This window comes from Mycobacterium uberis, from assembly GCF_003408705.1.
In the GTDB taxonomy this organism is placed as follows: Bacteria; Actinomycetota; Actinomycetes; order Mycobacteriales; family Mycobacteriaceae; genus Mycobacterium; species Mycobacterium uberis.
In genome coordinates this window covers 322,141-337,122 of sequence record NZ_QAYL01000001.1, presented here as the reverse complement: position 1 = coordinate 337,122, position 14,982 = coordinate 322,141, and the positions used below count along the sequence as shown (strand labels likewise).

Below are 14,982 nucleotides of genomic sequence, written 5' to 3'. Positions count from 1 at the left end.
TGGTGGGACGTCTTACACCACGGCCGGAATTAGTCCCACGCAGCTTTCTTTAATATCGACCGGGACTTTGACGCACAGAACCGAACTATATTGCTGCTGTTGGATTGTAACGATTACTTCGGCAATCTCAAAGCCGACAGAGACTTGCTGCGGCTGAGCATTTAGCGCTGATTGCCGCTGGCCCGCCCAAGCTAGACGCTGGAACACCCAGTGGTGTGGATCACCGCAGCGATTGCATCGGCCAATGGCGCGATATCGGTCGACGATCGTGATACGCATGTACGGACAGGTGCAAATCCGGAAGCATGTGCCCAGCGCCGCGACCCAATCACTGTCAAGCAACCAAGTGATCGAAACCGTCTCGTCGGATAACGAGATCCCGATGTTCAGCCCGGACCAACCGTAGGCAGTGACGTCGCGCTCGGTTAGCATGGTACGCAGCTGAATTCAGTTATTAGCGTAGCGCTCCTCAGATGTGCGGAGAAAACATATCACAGCCTGGCAGGACCACAGGCTAACAGCCAGACCTTGCCAGTAGATGGTCTCACCTAGCCCGATCGGAACTGTAGTCGTCTGTCGTGCCCGTTTAACGGTGCGGTGGTCTCCGACCAATCGGGCGACCCATAGGTCAGGTTCGTAAACCTTAGACACTGACCGCCAAGGCCCAGCGGTTGACAGATCCGGCTAATATGTGCAGTGGCGCCCCGGCAATGTCCGCGCAGTGGTCGTCCTCCACAAGTAGCAGATCGTCGAACCGGTCACTCAACAGGCTACAGAGCATGCCGGCACGATCGACGGATAGCGCCGCGGTGGTCGAGTTTTGTGCGTGACCAATGAAGACCACAGCTCGCGTATCACGGCTTACCACCCGAGCCACGTCGGCAACCAGCGGACCGTCATCTACCTGCACCGAATCAGCCGAAAACCCAACGCTGCAAGAAGAGCCAGAAAGTTGGACCAGCTCTGATCCTCGACAGCTACACGGGTACCGGGACACAAGTATACGCCGGGTACTCGCTCGATGCCATCCAGAGCTCCACTGATTACCGCGAGATGGCCGACGGAGACATCGGTGCGACACGGATGTGAGTCTACAAAGCGCCGAGGAAATCGCCAGCTCACCGTACAGCACAGGGCCGCGCGAACTGCCCTGCAATCGGGCAGCAGCGCAGAGTCGGGGTTGCCGGTCAACAAATCGCGCACCCGCCGGAACCCGAATCTCGATCAGTAACCGGGGTGTGATTGCCAGCCAGTTACGCACCCAAGTGCCGCGTCGCCTTGCGGCTTCAATCGCCCCGTGATCACGCAACAGCCGGTACACAGCGACAGCGCTGTTGGCGTTCACACTGACCCGGGTTGTCAGTTCCCGGATTGACGGCAGGACGGCACCGGGCGCTCAGAGAGATAACTTCTTCACTACTGTCTGCTATCGACCCCCGTCACATTCTGGATAAGGCGCTGACCTGTCCCCTTGACTACGTCAAAGCCAGCGAGTTAGTGGTTTTGCAAAAGACACACCCACTTAGGGAACCCCGCACCTGGATGGGTTGATTGGCAGCGGACCAAAATTCACCACCAGGGAAGTCAAGACCATCAAGTAAGGTAAGGCTGCCAGCTTCCGTCACCGCCTCCCCTCATCGACGGATTGATAGGCTGGCCCTCCTGGCCCAGTGTACCGTTCCTTGACCTAATGCTCAGTAGTCGTTGTGGGCGCCGCACCCGTGATCGAAGACTCAACTTGGTCGAAGTCTCGGCAAAAGCACACAGCGGCGGCCTGGCTGATTATCCAAAAGACTATACGTTGCCATGGTATAAGGGAATACTACCGCTGAGCTTGACGGCCAAAATACCGGCAACGACTGGCAACATCGACCCCACGATACCTGACACCTTACCGCAGACCCTAACATGCCATCGCAACGCAAACGCAGTGGTTACAGCAACAGGTAACGGTAGGCCGGCGAACCTGGCTGCAGGGTTTCGATGTGCATTTCGGTCGCCTGCATCCGGGCTAGCAGGCCGTCTAAGTCTGCAGCCGATCCGAGCTGGATGCCCACCAGCGCTTCGCCGGTCTCTCGGTTGTTGCGCTTGACATACTCGAACAAAGTGATGTCATCGTTGGGCCCGAGCACCTCATCAAGAAAACGACGCAACGCACCGGGCTTTTGTGGAAAGTCCACCAGGAAATAATGTTTGCGACCGAGGTGAATCAGCGAACGCTCCAACACCTCGCCGTAGCGCAATACGTCGTTGTTGCCGCCCGAGATCAGACAAACCACAGTAGACCTGGGCTCAATGTCAGTTTCCAACAGCCCGGCTACCGACAGTGCGCCCGCCGGCTCGGCGATGATGCCTTCATTCTGGTAGAGGTCGAGCATCGCTGTGCACACCGCTCCCTCATCTACAGTGGTGATCGACACCATGTCACCTGCGGCAGCCAACGCGGTATAGGTCAACGTTCCCGCCCGATCCACCGCGGCACCATCCACGAATTGATCAACGTGGTCCAGTGTCACCGGCTCACCCGCAGCCAGCGCGGCTATCATTGCCGCAGCACCGGCAGGCTCGACGCCAAGCATCGCGGTGTTCGTCGTCCGTTCAGCTAAATAGGCGGTCATGCCGGCAATGCAGCCGCCGCCGCCCACCGGAACCACCACTAGGTCAGGCTCGGTCTCGAGTTGCGCCAACACCTCGACGGCAATGGTGCCTTGACCTGCGATGGTACGGACGTCGTCATACGGCGGTACCAACGTCGCGCCGGTGCGTTCAACATCGTCAACTGCTGCGGCAGCGGCAAGATCGTAGGTGGCTCCTCCGACAATCAGCTCGACGAATTCCCCGCCATAGTAATGGATCCGATCCCGCTTTTGCTTGGGTGTCTTGGCGGGGACATAAATACGGCCATGCACACCCAGTGACCGACACGCATACGCAAAGCCCTGCGCATGGTTACCCGCCGAAGAACACACCACACCGGCAGCGACCTCTTCGGCGGTCAGTTGCACCAACAGATTGTATGCGCCACGCAGCTTATAAGAACGCACCGTCTGCAGGTCTTCACGCTTGAGGTACACCGCCGCACCGGTGATCGCCGACAACCGATCGCTGAGCTGCAATGGGGTAGGCGTAATCACAGGCGCGATCCGCTTTGCCGCACCATCAATGTCAACCGCGGACACTGGTGGGGTCCGGGAGCTTCTGCTCAGTTCGGCGGACACCGGTCAATGGTGCCATGCTGTCCGACAAGCAATCAGCTCGCCGGGGTCGGCACGAAGACCAGAATTTGGCGCCCAGTCTCAGCCTATTCATTTGGCGTAGTTCGACCAGACCTCGACGGCACACTGCCACCAGGTCGCCTTCTCGTCACCGAAAACCTAGCGCGGCGTCGTAATAACGACTGACGCAACCATCCTACAGCCCCGACACGGGGACTCTGGACGACATTGCACTACTAGACTGGGTGTTTCGGAGCTCCTCCAAGTGGGGCGACGATTACGTACTCGCTACATATCAACGGAGTTTGCCGGTCTTGACACCGACAGTGATCAGCAACACCACAGGCCTTACCTGCATATCTGTGCCCTCGGTTCCGCTGGAGACCGTGTACTTCTCAACTTGCTGGTGCGGCCAGTAGACAGGGCTGGGTACATATTCTCCCAAAAATGCCGTGACACCACCCTAGGCAGTCAGCTGTTCCGGTCTCTGAAATCTTCCGGTTCCCGGAATAAGAATCGGGGGATCCTTGAATCTGTGACTTGCCCGGCCAATACCCCAGATGTGCTGGTCGCGGGTGAGAAGTTACCGCGGTACAAGCTGTTCGTCGTGATCGCCGGGTTCGCTACGCCGCTGGTCGGGGTATCGACCAGCAGTTCGGCACCTACGGTGCTGGGTGGTACCAACGTTGTCATCGTGATCGGTTTGGCCTCTCAAGATACTCTCCTAAGCCCTCCAGGCGCTAGTACAGCCGCATGCTGGCCAGTTCGGCGACGACGTGTTGACCTGCCTAATGGCATCGTCGATCTCGTTGGTAAACTGCTCTCGACGCTGAGCGATGTCGTTGGTATCAACACCCGCAACCACTTTGGCAGCTTAATGTCAGGCTGCGCGAATTTCGACGGCCAGGTCTCCGGCAGGATTCGTCCCGATGAGGTCACGATGGAAAGGTTGGCTCAAGATCGTGATTTTAACCGCGCCGTCGCAGCCACCCAGCGGCGCTGGCGCCGGACCGGAGCTTCCGGTTGCCGATAACGCAGTGTATGCCGAGATTGATGTAATCGGGTATGTAAATAAAGATAGGCCACCCATCGACAAGAGCGTGACACGCCAGAAAATGCCATCTAGATACTTTAGTGCCGTCGCAGGTTGCATTGCCAACCAATGGCACATATCCTGTTACCAGGCCAACAGGAGTAAGGTGGATTACGTCATATGCGGATCCGGACCGGCATGGGCCGTATCGGGGAACAGGGCGCACATCGACAGGGCCAAAATTAGCGACCACACCATTCTCATTGGCTAAGTACCCGAAGCAACAGACTAACCACCCAAACATCCGGGACCCAACAGTGCCTTGAGATCTCCCATCAGCGCCGGCGACGATGTCACCCGTAGCGACTGGTCTAGTTCGAGCGTGGTTGTGCGGTTCTCGCTGATAAGCCGAAGATACACCTGCGATGTGCCGGGATGGCGCGCTAACACTTGTCTGAGTGCACTTACCTTGTCGAAGGTGCATTGCTGAGTCGGCAAACTAACGGCCAACGGCTGGTCTGCTTGCACGTTGGAAAAGTCAGGAACAACAAGCTCATTGGCGATCAGTGCAATCCGGTCATCACGTATCGCCACCTTGGCATTAACCAGCACAACAGCATCATCGATGATGGCGGCACCGTAGCTGGAGTACGTGTGCGGGAAGAACATCACCTCGATACTACCAATAAGATCCTCTAATTGCGCTGATGCCCAAGGAATTCCATTTTTATTAACGCGCCGATTCACCGAGGCCAGAATACCACCCACACGCACCTGAGTGTCATTGGAGACATCACCATCGAGGATCGTTGGAATGGCAGTGTCCACCTGGGCAGCCAATAGGTGTGCTACTCCGTTAAGTGGATGCCCAGAAACATACAGGCCCAACATCTCCCGTTCCAGGGCTAGCTTGTGTTTGTCCTCCCACTCATCGCCAGGCACTCTGATGGTAAACACGGCGTCAGTACCGACATCGGCCCCGCCGAACAGATCGAACTGCCCGATCGCTTCGGCTTTCTTGGTACCCAGCACCGAATCCACAGCGTCAGTGTGGACTAGGAAAAGGCCTTTGCGCGAATACCCCAACGAATCGAAGGCACCTGCCTTGATCAGCGATTCAGTAACCTTCTTATTGCAGACCGAAATGTCAATCTTGTGCAGATAGTCCGAGAAGTCGGCGAACTTGCCCTTGTCACTGCGGGTCTTGATCAACGAACCCACGACGTTGGCACCGACATTGCGCACCGCACTCAATCCATAGCGGATGTCAGCGCCCACTGACGCGAAATTCATGCCAGACTCGTTGACATCCGGCGGCAGCACCGTGATACCAAGCTTGCGACAGTCAGCCAGATAGACGGCCACCTTGTCTTTATCGTCGCCGACCGATGTCAACAGGCCCGCCATGTATTCACCGGCAAAGTTGGCCTTGAGGTAGGCGGTCCAATAGGAGACCAGGCCGTAGCCGGCGGCGTGTGATTTGTTGAATGCGTAGTCAGCGAAAGGCAGGATAGTGTCCCATAGCGCCTTAACGGCTCCGGACGAAAATCCGTTGGCCTGCATGCCTTCCGAGAAGCCCTCGAATTCTTTCTCCAGCACCTCGCGCTTCTTTTTTCCCATCGCCTTACGCAGAATATCTGCTCGCGCCAAAGAGTAGCCAGCCACCTTCTGTGCGATACGCATGATCTGCTCTTGGTAGACGATGAGTCCGTAGGTCTCGGCCAGGATCTCGCGTAGCGGTTCCTTGAGTTCGGAGTGGATAGGCTTGATCGCCTGACGATTGTTCTTGCGGTCAGCGTAGTCGTTGTGCGCGTTCATACCCATCGGGCCGGGCCGATACAGCGCCAGTACCGCGACAATGTCCTCGAACCCGGTCGGTTGCATGCGGCGCAACAGATCGCGCATGGGCCCACCGTCAAGTTGGAACACACCCAGGGTGTCACCGCGGCCCAGCAGCTCGTAGGTGGCCTTGTCGTCCAGTGGCACGGATTCCAGGTCGAGGTCAATTCCCCTGTTTTCCTTGATGTTTTCGATCGCATCGCCGATGATCGTCAGGTTGCGCAGACCCAGGAAATCCATTTTCAGCAGGCCGATGGCCTCACACGACGGATAATCCCAGCCGGTGATGATGGCCCCGTCCTGCGGTCGCTTCCACAACGGAATTGCTTCGGTCAGCGGCTCACTGCTCATGATGACCGCGCATGCGTGCACACCGGCATTACGGATAAGACCTTCCAGTCCGCGCGCAGTCTGGTAAATGGTGCGCACGTCCGGGTCGGTTTCGATCAGGCTGCGAACCTCGGCCGCCTCCTTGAACCGCTCATGGGCCGGGTCAGTGATTCCCAACAACGGGATGTCTTTGGCCATGATCGGTGGAGGTAACGCCTTGGTGATCCGGTCGGCCATAGCAAATCCGGGCTGCCCGTAATGGATACGCGCCGAATCCTTCAGCGCCGCTTTAGTTTTAATGGTACCGAAAGTGATGACCTGGGCGACACGGTCGTGCCCCCACTTGCCGGCGGCGTAACGCACCATCTCACCGCGACGACGGTCGTCGAAGTCGATATCAATGTCCGGCATCGAGGTGCGTTCGGGGTTAAGGAACCGCTCGAACAGCAGTCCGTGCGGTATTGGGTCGATGTCGGTGATACCTAGGGCGTATGCGGCAAGCGACCCGGCGACCGAGCCGCGGCCCGGACCCACACGGATCCCGACCGACCGGGCATAGTTGATCAGATCGGCGACGATCAGGAAGTAGGCTGGAAAGCCCTTGGCACATATGACGTCGATCTCGTAGGCCGCCCGCTCGACGTATACGTCAGGTGGGCTGTCGAGGAATCGGCGAGCCAGGCCGGCGTCAACCTCGTGGCGTAACCAGGACGCCTGATCGTGCCCCTCGGGGACGGGAAAGACGGGCATCCGGTTGCGTGGTCTCCACACGTCCGCATAAGACTGGACCCGTTCGGCGACCAGCAATGTGGAGTCACAGGCCCCGGGAACCTCGTGGTCCCACAACTGGCGCATCTCGGCAGCCGACTTGAGATAGTAACCGTCACCGTCGAACTTGAACCGGTTCGGATCTGACAAAGTCTTGCCGGTCTGCACGCACAGCAACGCCTCATGGTTGTGCGCGGCATCACGGGTGACATAGTGGCAATCGTTGGTGGCCAACGGCAGAATGTTAAGCTTGCGGCCGATATCGAGCAGTCCTTCACGGACGCGGCGCTCGATAGGCAGGCCGTGATCCATCAGTTCAAGGAAGTAGTTGTCGGGGCCAACGATCTCACGCCATTTGGCGGCCGACTCCAACGCTTCCCGGTCGTGGCCGAGGCGAAGCCGAGTCTGCACCTCACCAGAGGGGCAACCGGTGGTAATGATGATGCCCTCGGCATGTTCGGCGATGAGCTCGGCATCCATTCTCGACCACTTGCTCAATTGTCCCTCGAAGGAAGCCAGCGAGGACAACTTGAACAGATTGCGCAGGCCGACCGTATTCTCAGCCACCATCGTCAGGTGCGTGTAGGCGCCACCCGCCGAAACGTCGTCGGCCTTCTGGCTAGGGTCACCCCAGGTGATACGCCGGGTGTCGAAGCGCGATCCAGGTGCGATGTAGGCCTCCACACCAATAATCGGCTTGATCCCGGCTTTGGTGGCCAGGTTGTAAAACTCGCTGGCACCGAACATGTTTCCATGATCGGTCATGCCGACCGCGGGCATCTGTAGCCGTTCCACCTCGGCAAGCATGGGCGTGATCTTAGCGGCGCCGTCTAACATCGAATACTCGGTGTGGTTATGCAGGTGCACAAAGGAGGACTGGTCCATAGGGACGCCAGTCTATCGACCGACCACTGACGACGCTTCGATGTGTCGCCACGGAACCCAGAGGGTCGAACAGTGCAGGGTCAGAGAGCTCGAGGCGTAGACCAAGCGTGGATCCACTATTTTGGGATCACACCGTTAACGTGACGCCGTACTTGGCGCCACCCTTCTCAGATCTTGAAGATGCCGGCTTATTAGGCTGGTCCCATGTTGTGATCGTCCAGGTCGCCCAGTTGCACATCCCCTTGGCACGGGCTACACCCTACGATTTGAGTGCCTGCGGATCAGCTCCTCAGGGAGCTCGCTACACCACTCTTCCGGCATTGCAGGCCAATCGTGTAGCTCTGACAGATCCGAGATTATGGTGCCAGGTACCCTGAGGAATCATCGGTATGTCGGCAGTTATGTCAACAACAGCGATCACTTGAGCATAGCCGCGACGACACCTACGCATACGCTGCACACAAGACACGCGGGGATCCTGGCCTCTATCTCACGGAGAATCGCGCAGAACCGAATCTCCTAGCGACACTGTCCGTCACGCAATCAGTTACCGATCCAGATGGCGAATAATAACAGGCTAAGCGGCGCGTATCTGCCACTAATGCTGACGAACTTGGGCACCACGATGCGCTTACAAGCCAGCATCACGCTAATCGCGGCTCTGCAACGTCAGTCGTGTGATGCGATCTGTACAATGGGAATACTGAACCGGTTGGTATTGGCGATCTCGACCCACTCAATCGGAACCGGACCTGGGCGCAAAACCGTGACCGACACTACCCGTATCGTGTCACTCCTCGTGAATCGCCTCCGAGAATGTCTGGACAAAGGCCTCGGTGGCCGCAAAACGACCATGTAAAGAGTCAGCTAGAGCCCGGTAATGAGGCGATGTTAAGGACCACGTTGGCATCACACTATGACCATGGCCAATAGCATCGCATACGTCGGTGCCATCAACATAAGCACATAAGCGAGTTGAGAGCCACCTCTTTGCTATCGCGTTCGAGTGGTATCATATGTAGTTACATTACTGGTGCCAAAGCCGACACTATTGCGCAATCGGTTCGTGACGGAGCCAGGACGATAACTTTGCATGAACCACGGACGATAACTTTGCATGAACCACGGACGATAACTTTGCATGAACCACGGGGGTCATCGAGGTCAAGTAGCACGACTTCAGCTGTAGCCGAGTATTCCTGGCCTGCCCCGGCTTACAAGCTCATCGAGGTGGTCGCGGTGCCGCACATTACCAGCAGCTAGCGAAAAACCGAGGCGGGCCAAGCCGCGAGCCAGTTCGGCTTTGATGCCTGATGCGGCACCGGTGATGACGATGGTTGTCTCATTTTTCGGCTCCAGAAGGTTCATGGTGTCACTAATGGATCCTGCGAGTCGCTTGGACAAATGTTGCGCTCCGTTTATTGAGCTCTTCTAACTTCGCTGTGCGAAAATCAGATTCACCGACCTTGACTGCGGCGGAATCCGTGAACATACCGAAGGTGCGGTTACGTACCCAGTCCATCACCACAGAGTTAACCACGTCGGCGACGACAGTGAACTGACCGAACAGTGAGTTGACTCGCCGAGAACAATGCAGGATCGCGTCAGCAATCGCCGTTGGCTGTCTGCTCTGGCGTCAACGTCGGGAACTTGTCATATAGAGCTGGTCGGCCTGATCATCAGCGTACGCACCAACGCCATGTACACGGTAGTTAATCGAACGTTGTCGTTCACTATCTCAGCTTGTAGCGCGTCACACAGGCTGCCCAGCGCGACCTTGTTGGCGATGTAAGCGCTAAAGCACGGCACACGGGTTTGCACTCCAACCGACGAAACGTTGACGATCTGCTCGCAACCACGTTCCCACGTCTCAGGGACGAACTTGAGAATGAGCTCAACTGCTCCAAGGTGATTCAGCTGCATCGTCCACTCGTAGTCATAGATCCAGTCGTAGGACAGCGTTAATGACCACCGAATTGAGCGCTTCAGCATTACTTATCAAAATGTCTACGCCGCCTAGATCAACGAGCACCTAGTCGACCATAACGGCGATGGTATTCACGTCAGACAGGTTGCACGGGTATACATGGGCGATCCCGCCGCGAACAACTCGGATCTCCGAGGCGATTTTTTCGAGGTCCTCCAGGGTGCATGACCAACACCACCGTGTCACCTGCTGCGATTTTGGCCGCCGCTGCAACAATGCCCAACGACCCACCGGCAATAAGGATGGTCTTGCTTCCGACCGCTTCGCTAAGTTTGCGGTCCTAAAGCACATCGAAAAGGTTCCGTAGATAGACACAGGCGATATCGCCCCGCAGAGTTAGGGGTGTTGACGATATTAGACATAGCCGCGAACAGCTTTTCGACGAGGTTCGTCAGGCCGCCAAGATTTATCGATCGTCGCTCCTGGTGATGTTCGCGCCAAGACCGCAGCTGCCCTAGTCACCTAACAGAGTCACCTCGCTGGGCGATGTGTGTGATGTGAGACAGATCATCAAGCCCAACCTAGGACATCCCCGATAAATCGATGGGGATTGCCGTCATGTTGCCCAGCTCAGCTGCTGTGCCAACACCAGAACATGCAGCTGAGAACAGGCGATATTCCTGTCATACAAAAGATAATACGAACGTGCTCCGACACTAACGGATGTGCAACGGCGCAGTTCTTGGCTGTTCTAATAAGAACATTGTCACGATCCCACAAGCGTAAACTCGCCGACATCTACAACAGAATTGGTGGGTACAAGGCGATCGAAGTCATAGTCGACGACTTCGATGTTCGCATTCTTGCTGATGATCAACTGTCCAGATTCTTCTCCGGAATGAACATGAGCCATCTTAGGACAAACGGCTGAGTTCATTGCGGCCGACCTCAGCGTGCTCAAGCCCTACACCGGTGCGTCGATGAAACAGGTGCATCAGGACGAGGAATCGCTAGAATAACACTTTACCTTCTTAGCAGGACACTTGAGCGACTCGACCACAGCCGCCAAAATGCCTGCTGAGACTGGGAAGGAAGTACTCGGGGTCATCGCTCCACTAGCCTTTAGCATAGTACCAGGAGAAAACACCACACCATAAATCTGACAGCGATCGACCGCAAATGAAGTTCCGCGCCGGTGCGCGTGTAGCGTTAGCGGGCAGCCGGAAGCTGGATAACCAGTTCGCATGAGATTGATTGTCATCATCGTGGCCACTCTGGTTCTGAGCGTTTGCGAGTCAAACAAGCCATCCGAAGAACAATTCGTCTGACTCAACCACCAGCAACACGACATAACCTACGGCGACGCCATCGACAAGCACAATGTCGCTCGACTGCACAAAAGCCACAACCAACGCGCAGCAACTGGTATGTAGTGAACCGCAATTGACCGAACTCCACTACCAGCTGCAGACCGCCTAGCAGCAGGCACTGGACCGTCCCGGCACAGACCAAACAGCGCTTACGATCACACAAGACAGTTGGACAACGGTTCGCGATGGCTGCACACAAAACGTCAACTTCCGCACCTACGTGATAGCACGTGTACCAGACCCGACTGGTCCAGCTGGCAATCGCCGACCCAACCACCGTGGTACCATGGATAATAATGTACTATTGCCTTCTCCGGGAGTCCGGGACGTTGACCGTTGCAGTTCTACAACCAGCTCAACCTAACGGCCGTCATGCCGAAACTGGAAAAGCAACCAGCACATCCTGTATCGTCTAGTTATCCAGCTCGGGCGCCCGGGCTGGATAACTAGAGCCATCGAGGTGAGATCGGACTTGATTTAAACGGTAACAGGTTCTTCTGTACGGCACTGTCATGACGGTTAACAGGCTACCAGTCAAGCCAAAGCGGGAGTGAGCACTTAGCGCAAATATCGAAACACGAGCGCAGAGTACTCAAGCTGACGACTCCCGGTACTGAAACCTCTGCGAGCCCAAGCTGGGCATTGGCCTGCCACCCTCTATCCTGTTTCAGGACACACTACCCAGATTCGGCGATCGTGCGAACCAAAAGATCTAACGCGAACGCTGAAACTAGCGACGGTGCTCACTAACGGTTGAAGTTGGGGCGGGAGGAGAACCAACAAGGCCGTCATCGCGGCATGGGTCGGGTCATCCAGCTCGACAACATGGTCGTTCCTCTCGCCGGTGTTTGAATGTGGACCACTGATCGGGCGCCCGCAACAGTCCTGCCCGGGTAGTCAGACCCGTGTCCCCCTTTCCTGCCTGGCGGAAGATCGATCTTGAGGCTTGGCTAGGTAACGTTAGGCAGTTACGCGGCCAATACCGAACGCGGCGGTCAACTCCCGCACAAGTTCGCCGGTCGCAGCGGGTCGACGCAATTGAACCTTGCACTCACTCGAGAGCTTTAAAGGCTTGATAGTTGATATCGACGCACCAAGCAAGATTGATTCCCAATATGCTGCAAGGCATTTACTCCCAAGTTCGACGATTGTAGCCACAGATCGTCCCATTGGAGTCCCTGTGTAAACACCTTCACGTAAGATAAGCAACAGGATTCGGTGTTCACTGAGTTCGGCGATGGTGCGGGTGACTGCGTCAGCCGAACGTCCAAGCCAATCAATAGCCACAACAATCGCAGGTCACCGACACAGTCCGCCCACCTGAGTTGGGCAAACAACACGGCTGGGATCTTTCTTGGCTGGACATCCGTACGACCTAGGAAAGGCCATCCTGACGCTACCAAAGGGCGTTGAGCCAACGTTTGGCCAGCATGGTCAGCAGCACTGGACCGTCACACCGGCGGCAACGAGATGCTAGCCGGCGCAATGCCGTTCCAACCCACGATGGCGGCGATCGAGACATGCCCTCCAAGAGCGACGTTGGCAACCAAAAGCTGTTACATCCGCTCGGCGTGATGGTCGTGGCGACTCGGGATGAGCACCCCACTGCCGTTCGTCGACGGGACGTTCGACCTGGTGACCACTCGTCATAAGATCACCGTGTGGTGACGAGATCGTTCGGGTAATCCTGCCGAACAGCACCTACTTTGCGCAACAATATAGAACCCACAACGATGTTGGAGCTGGTCGAGTACTTCAGCGAACCACAACCCGAAAAATAGGCCGAGTGTCATACCAACGTGGTAAGTGCGCAGTAATAAGACACTGGCCTACAGATCGTGGGTTTGCGTATGAAGCGGCTACGAACCGAGTTCTTCGACATCGACACCGTTATCTACTTCCTAAGCAAAGTGATCGGGACGATGCCGGACTTTACTGTGTATCGCTATCGTAACCGGCTTCGGGAACTTTATGAAGGCATCGAGGTCAGTGGGTCGTTTGTCGCGAACTCGAAGCGGGTCCTCATCGATTCACGCAAACCCAACTGAGCATTGACGCCCGTCACTCTTCAGCACGCAGCACATCCAGTGCGTGCTGCAGATCAGGTGGGTAGGGGCTGACGATCTCAACTCGCCTGCCGTCGACCGGATGGTCGAATGACAGCGACCGAGCATGTAGCCATTGACGTTCTAGCCCAACCCTTTTCGCCATCTTAGGGTCGGCTCCATAAACAAGGTCGCCACAGCATGGATGACGCAGTGTGGCAAAATGTACCCGGATCTGGTGAGTACGACCGGTTTCCAGATGCACGTCAAGGAGGCTCGCGGCAACGTAGACTTCCAGAGTATCGTAGTGAGTAATACTGTGCCGACCGTCTTTAGTGACCGCAAATTTCCAGTCGTGACCACGGTGCCGACCAATGGGCGCGTCAATCGTCCCGCTGGACGGATCGGGGTAGCCTTGCACCAGCGCATGGTAGCGCTTGTCGACCGCCCGGTTTTTGAACGCCCGCTTGAGCACAGTGTAGGCACGTTCGGAGATTGCCACCACCATCACACCTGAGGTACCGACGTCGAGACGATGCACAATGCCTTGGCGCTCGTGCACACCCGAGGTGGTGATCCGGTAGCCGGCAGCGGCCAGGCCACCGAGCACCGTTGGCCCGGTCCAGCCGACTGACGCATGCGCCGCCACCGCTGCCGGCTTGTCGACAGCGACAATATCGCCGTCAGAGTACAGGATCGTCATACCCTCGATGTCAACCGGGGTGTTCTCCAGGGGTGCCGGCGCTTCGGGCAAGCACACCTGTAGCCAGGAACCCGCCGTCAACCGATCGGACTTTCCCACCTGCACGCCGTCCAACTCAACACCGCCGTCTTCGACGAGGGCAGCCGCAACAGCTCGGGACAACCCGAGCAGGCGCGCTAGCCCGGTATCAACACGCATGCCTACGAGTCCCTCTGGGACAGACATCGCACGGTCAGCCATCAGAACTGGCCGGTGATGTCGCCGTTGACGTTACGACGCCGATCACCAGTGTCTCCACCGACCGTACGCCGACCGACAGTGTCGAAGTCGAAGCCAAAGATTGACAGGAAGACCAGCAGGACAGCGCCGCCCACCACCGACGGATCAGCGACATTGAACACCGGCCACCAGCCGATCGACAAAAAGTCGACGACATGTCCCCGAAGGGGCGCGGGCGCTCGGAAGAAGCGATCGACCAGGTTGCCCATCGCACCACCGAGGATCATCCCCAGACCCAACGCCCACCAGGGCGACACCAGCCGCCGCCCTATCCAAAAGATCCCAACCACCACACCCGTAGCGATCAGCGTCAACACCCAGGTGTATCCGGTCGCCACCGAGAAAGCTGCTCCCGAATTACGCACCAAAGTCCAGGTAACCGTGTCACCGATGATCGACACCGGCTGCCCAGGGGGCAGCAATTTGACGGCAAGCACCTTTGTGACAATGTCCAGCGTCAACACAGCCGCCGCGACCGACAACAACAGACGCAACCGCCGTGGCGCCGACAGAGCTCGAGGCTCCTCCGCCTCCTTAACTGAAGTCACCGGCTCGGCCGATCCTGTTAGTTCGTCAGGCACTCCCCCA

9 protein-coding genes and 3 pseudogenes are annotated in these 14,982 nt (G+C 57.1%); 3 read left to right on the top strand and 9 right to left on the bottom strand.

What is annotated here, in order from left to right; translation table 11 throughout:
- Nucleotides 1-12 precede the first annotated feature (12 nt).
- The 4 genes from MUBE_RS19660 to MUBE_RS19655 form a co-directional block, all read right to left on the bottom strand.
- Complete coding sequence (locus MUBE_RS19660) at nt 13-432, bottom strand: hypothetical protein (RefSeq protein WP_243632718.1); 420 nt, start codon at nt 430-432, stop codon at nt 13-15.
- A 211-nt stretch (nt 433-643) separates the two neighbouring features.
- A complete protein-coding gene (locus tag MUBE_RS16595) occupies nt 644-910 on the bottom strand; it encodes a hypothetical protein (protein ID WP_243632717.1) in 267 nt (88 codons plus the stop codon).
- 1,024 nt (nt 911-1,934) lie between these two features.
- Complete coding sequence (gene ilvA / locus MUBE_RS01415) at nt 1,935-3,218, bottom strand: threonine ammonia-lyase (RefSeq protein WP_116539181.1); 1,284 nt, start codon at nt 3,216-3,218, stop codon at nt 1,935-1,937.
- 292 nt (nt 3,219-3,510) lie between these two features.
- Nucleotides 3,511-3,573: a hypothetical protein gene (locus MUBE_RS19655; RefSeq protein WP_424399012.1), complete on the bottom strand. Its 63-nt coding sequence runs from the start codon at nt 3,571-3,573 to the stop codon at nt 3,511-3,513.
- A 177-nt stretch (nt 3,574-3,750) separates the two neighbouring features.
- On the opposite strand from MUBE_RS19655, the gene MUBE_RS16590 reads away from it, so the two are divergent.
- Complete coding sequence (locus MUBE_RS16590) at nt 3,751-4,248, top strand: hypothetical protein (RefSeq protein WP_243632716.1); 498 nt, start codon at nt 3,751-3,753, stop codon at nt 4,246-4,248.
- 288 nt (nt 4,249-4,536) lie between these two features.
- Here MUBE_RS16590 and dnaE read toward each other — a convergent pair whose 3' ends face one another.
- The 3 genes and pseudogenes from dnaE to MUBE_RS01385 form a co-directional block, all read right to left on the bottom strand.
- Nucleotides 4,537-8,070 carry a DNA polymerase III subunit alpha gene (gene dnaE, locus MUBE_RS01395; protein WP_116539179.1) on the bottom strand — a complete coding sequence of 1,178 codons (3,534 nt, stop codon included), beginning with the start codon at nt 8,068-8,070 and terminating at the stop codon, nt 4,537-4,539.
- A gap of 1,179 nt (nt 8,071-9,249) precedes the next feature.
- The gene (locus MUBE_RS16580) at nt 9,250-9,438 is read right to left on the bottom strand and encodes a hypothetical protein (protein ID WP_243632715.1); all 189 of its coding nucleotides are present in this window, start codon (nt 9,436-9,438) and stop codon (nt 9,250-9,252) included.
- 7 nt (nt 9,439-9,445) lie between these two features.
- Nucleotides 9,446-10,467: pseudogene (locus MUBE_RS01385) on the bottom strand (SDR family NAD(P)-dependent oxidoreductase).
- Between the two features lie 284 nt (nt 10,468-10,751).
- Here MUBE_RS01385 and MUBE_RS01380 point away from each other — a divergent pair.
- Together MUBE_RS01380 and MUBE_RS01370 are read left to right on the top strand one after the other, a co-directional pair.
- A pseudogene (locus MUBE_RS01380) lies at nt 10,752-11,154 on the top strand (group I truncated hemoglobin).
- A gap of 1,538 nt (nt 11,155-12,692) precedes the next feature.
- Nucleotides 12,693-13,415: pseudogene (locus MUBE_RS01370) on the top strand (SAM-dependent methyltransferase).
- 13 nt (nt 13,416-13,428) lie between these two features.
- Here MUBE_RS01370 and MUBE_RS01365 read toward each other — a convergent pair.
- Both MUBE_RS01365 and lspA read right to left on the bottom strand, forming a co-directional pair.
- Nucleotides 13,429-14,355 carry an RluA family pseudouridine synthase gene (locus tag MUBE_RS01365; protein WP_116539177.1) on the bottom strand — a complete coding sequence of 309 codons (927 nt, stop codon included), beginning with the start codon at nt 14,353-14,355 and terminating at the stop codon, nt 13,429-13,431.
- Nucleotides 14,355-14,975, bottom strand: coding sequence for a signal peptidase II (lspA, locus tag MUBE_RS01360; protein ID WP_116539176.1), 621 nt, complete (start codon nt 14,973-14,975; stop codon nt 14,355-14,357). The genes MUBE_RS01365 and lspA overlap by 1 nt, the downstream gene beginning before the upstream one ends.
- Nucleotides 14,976-14,982: the final 7 nt, after the last annotated feature.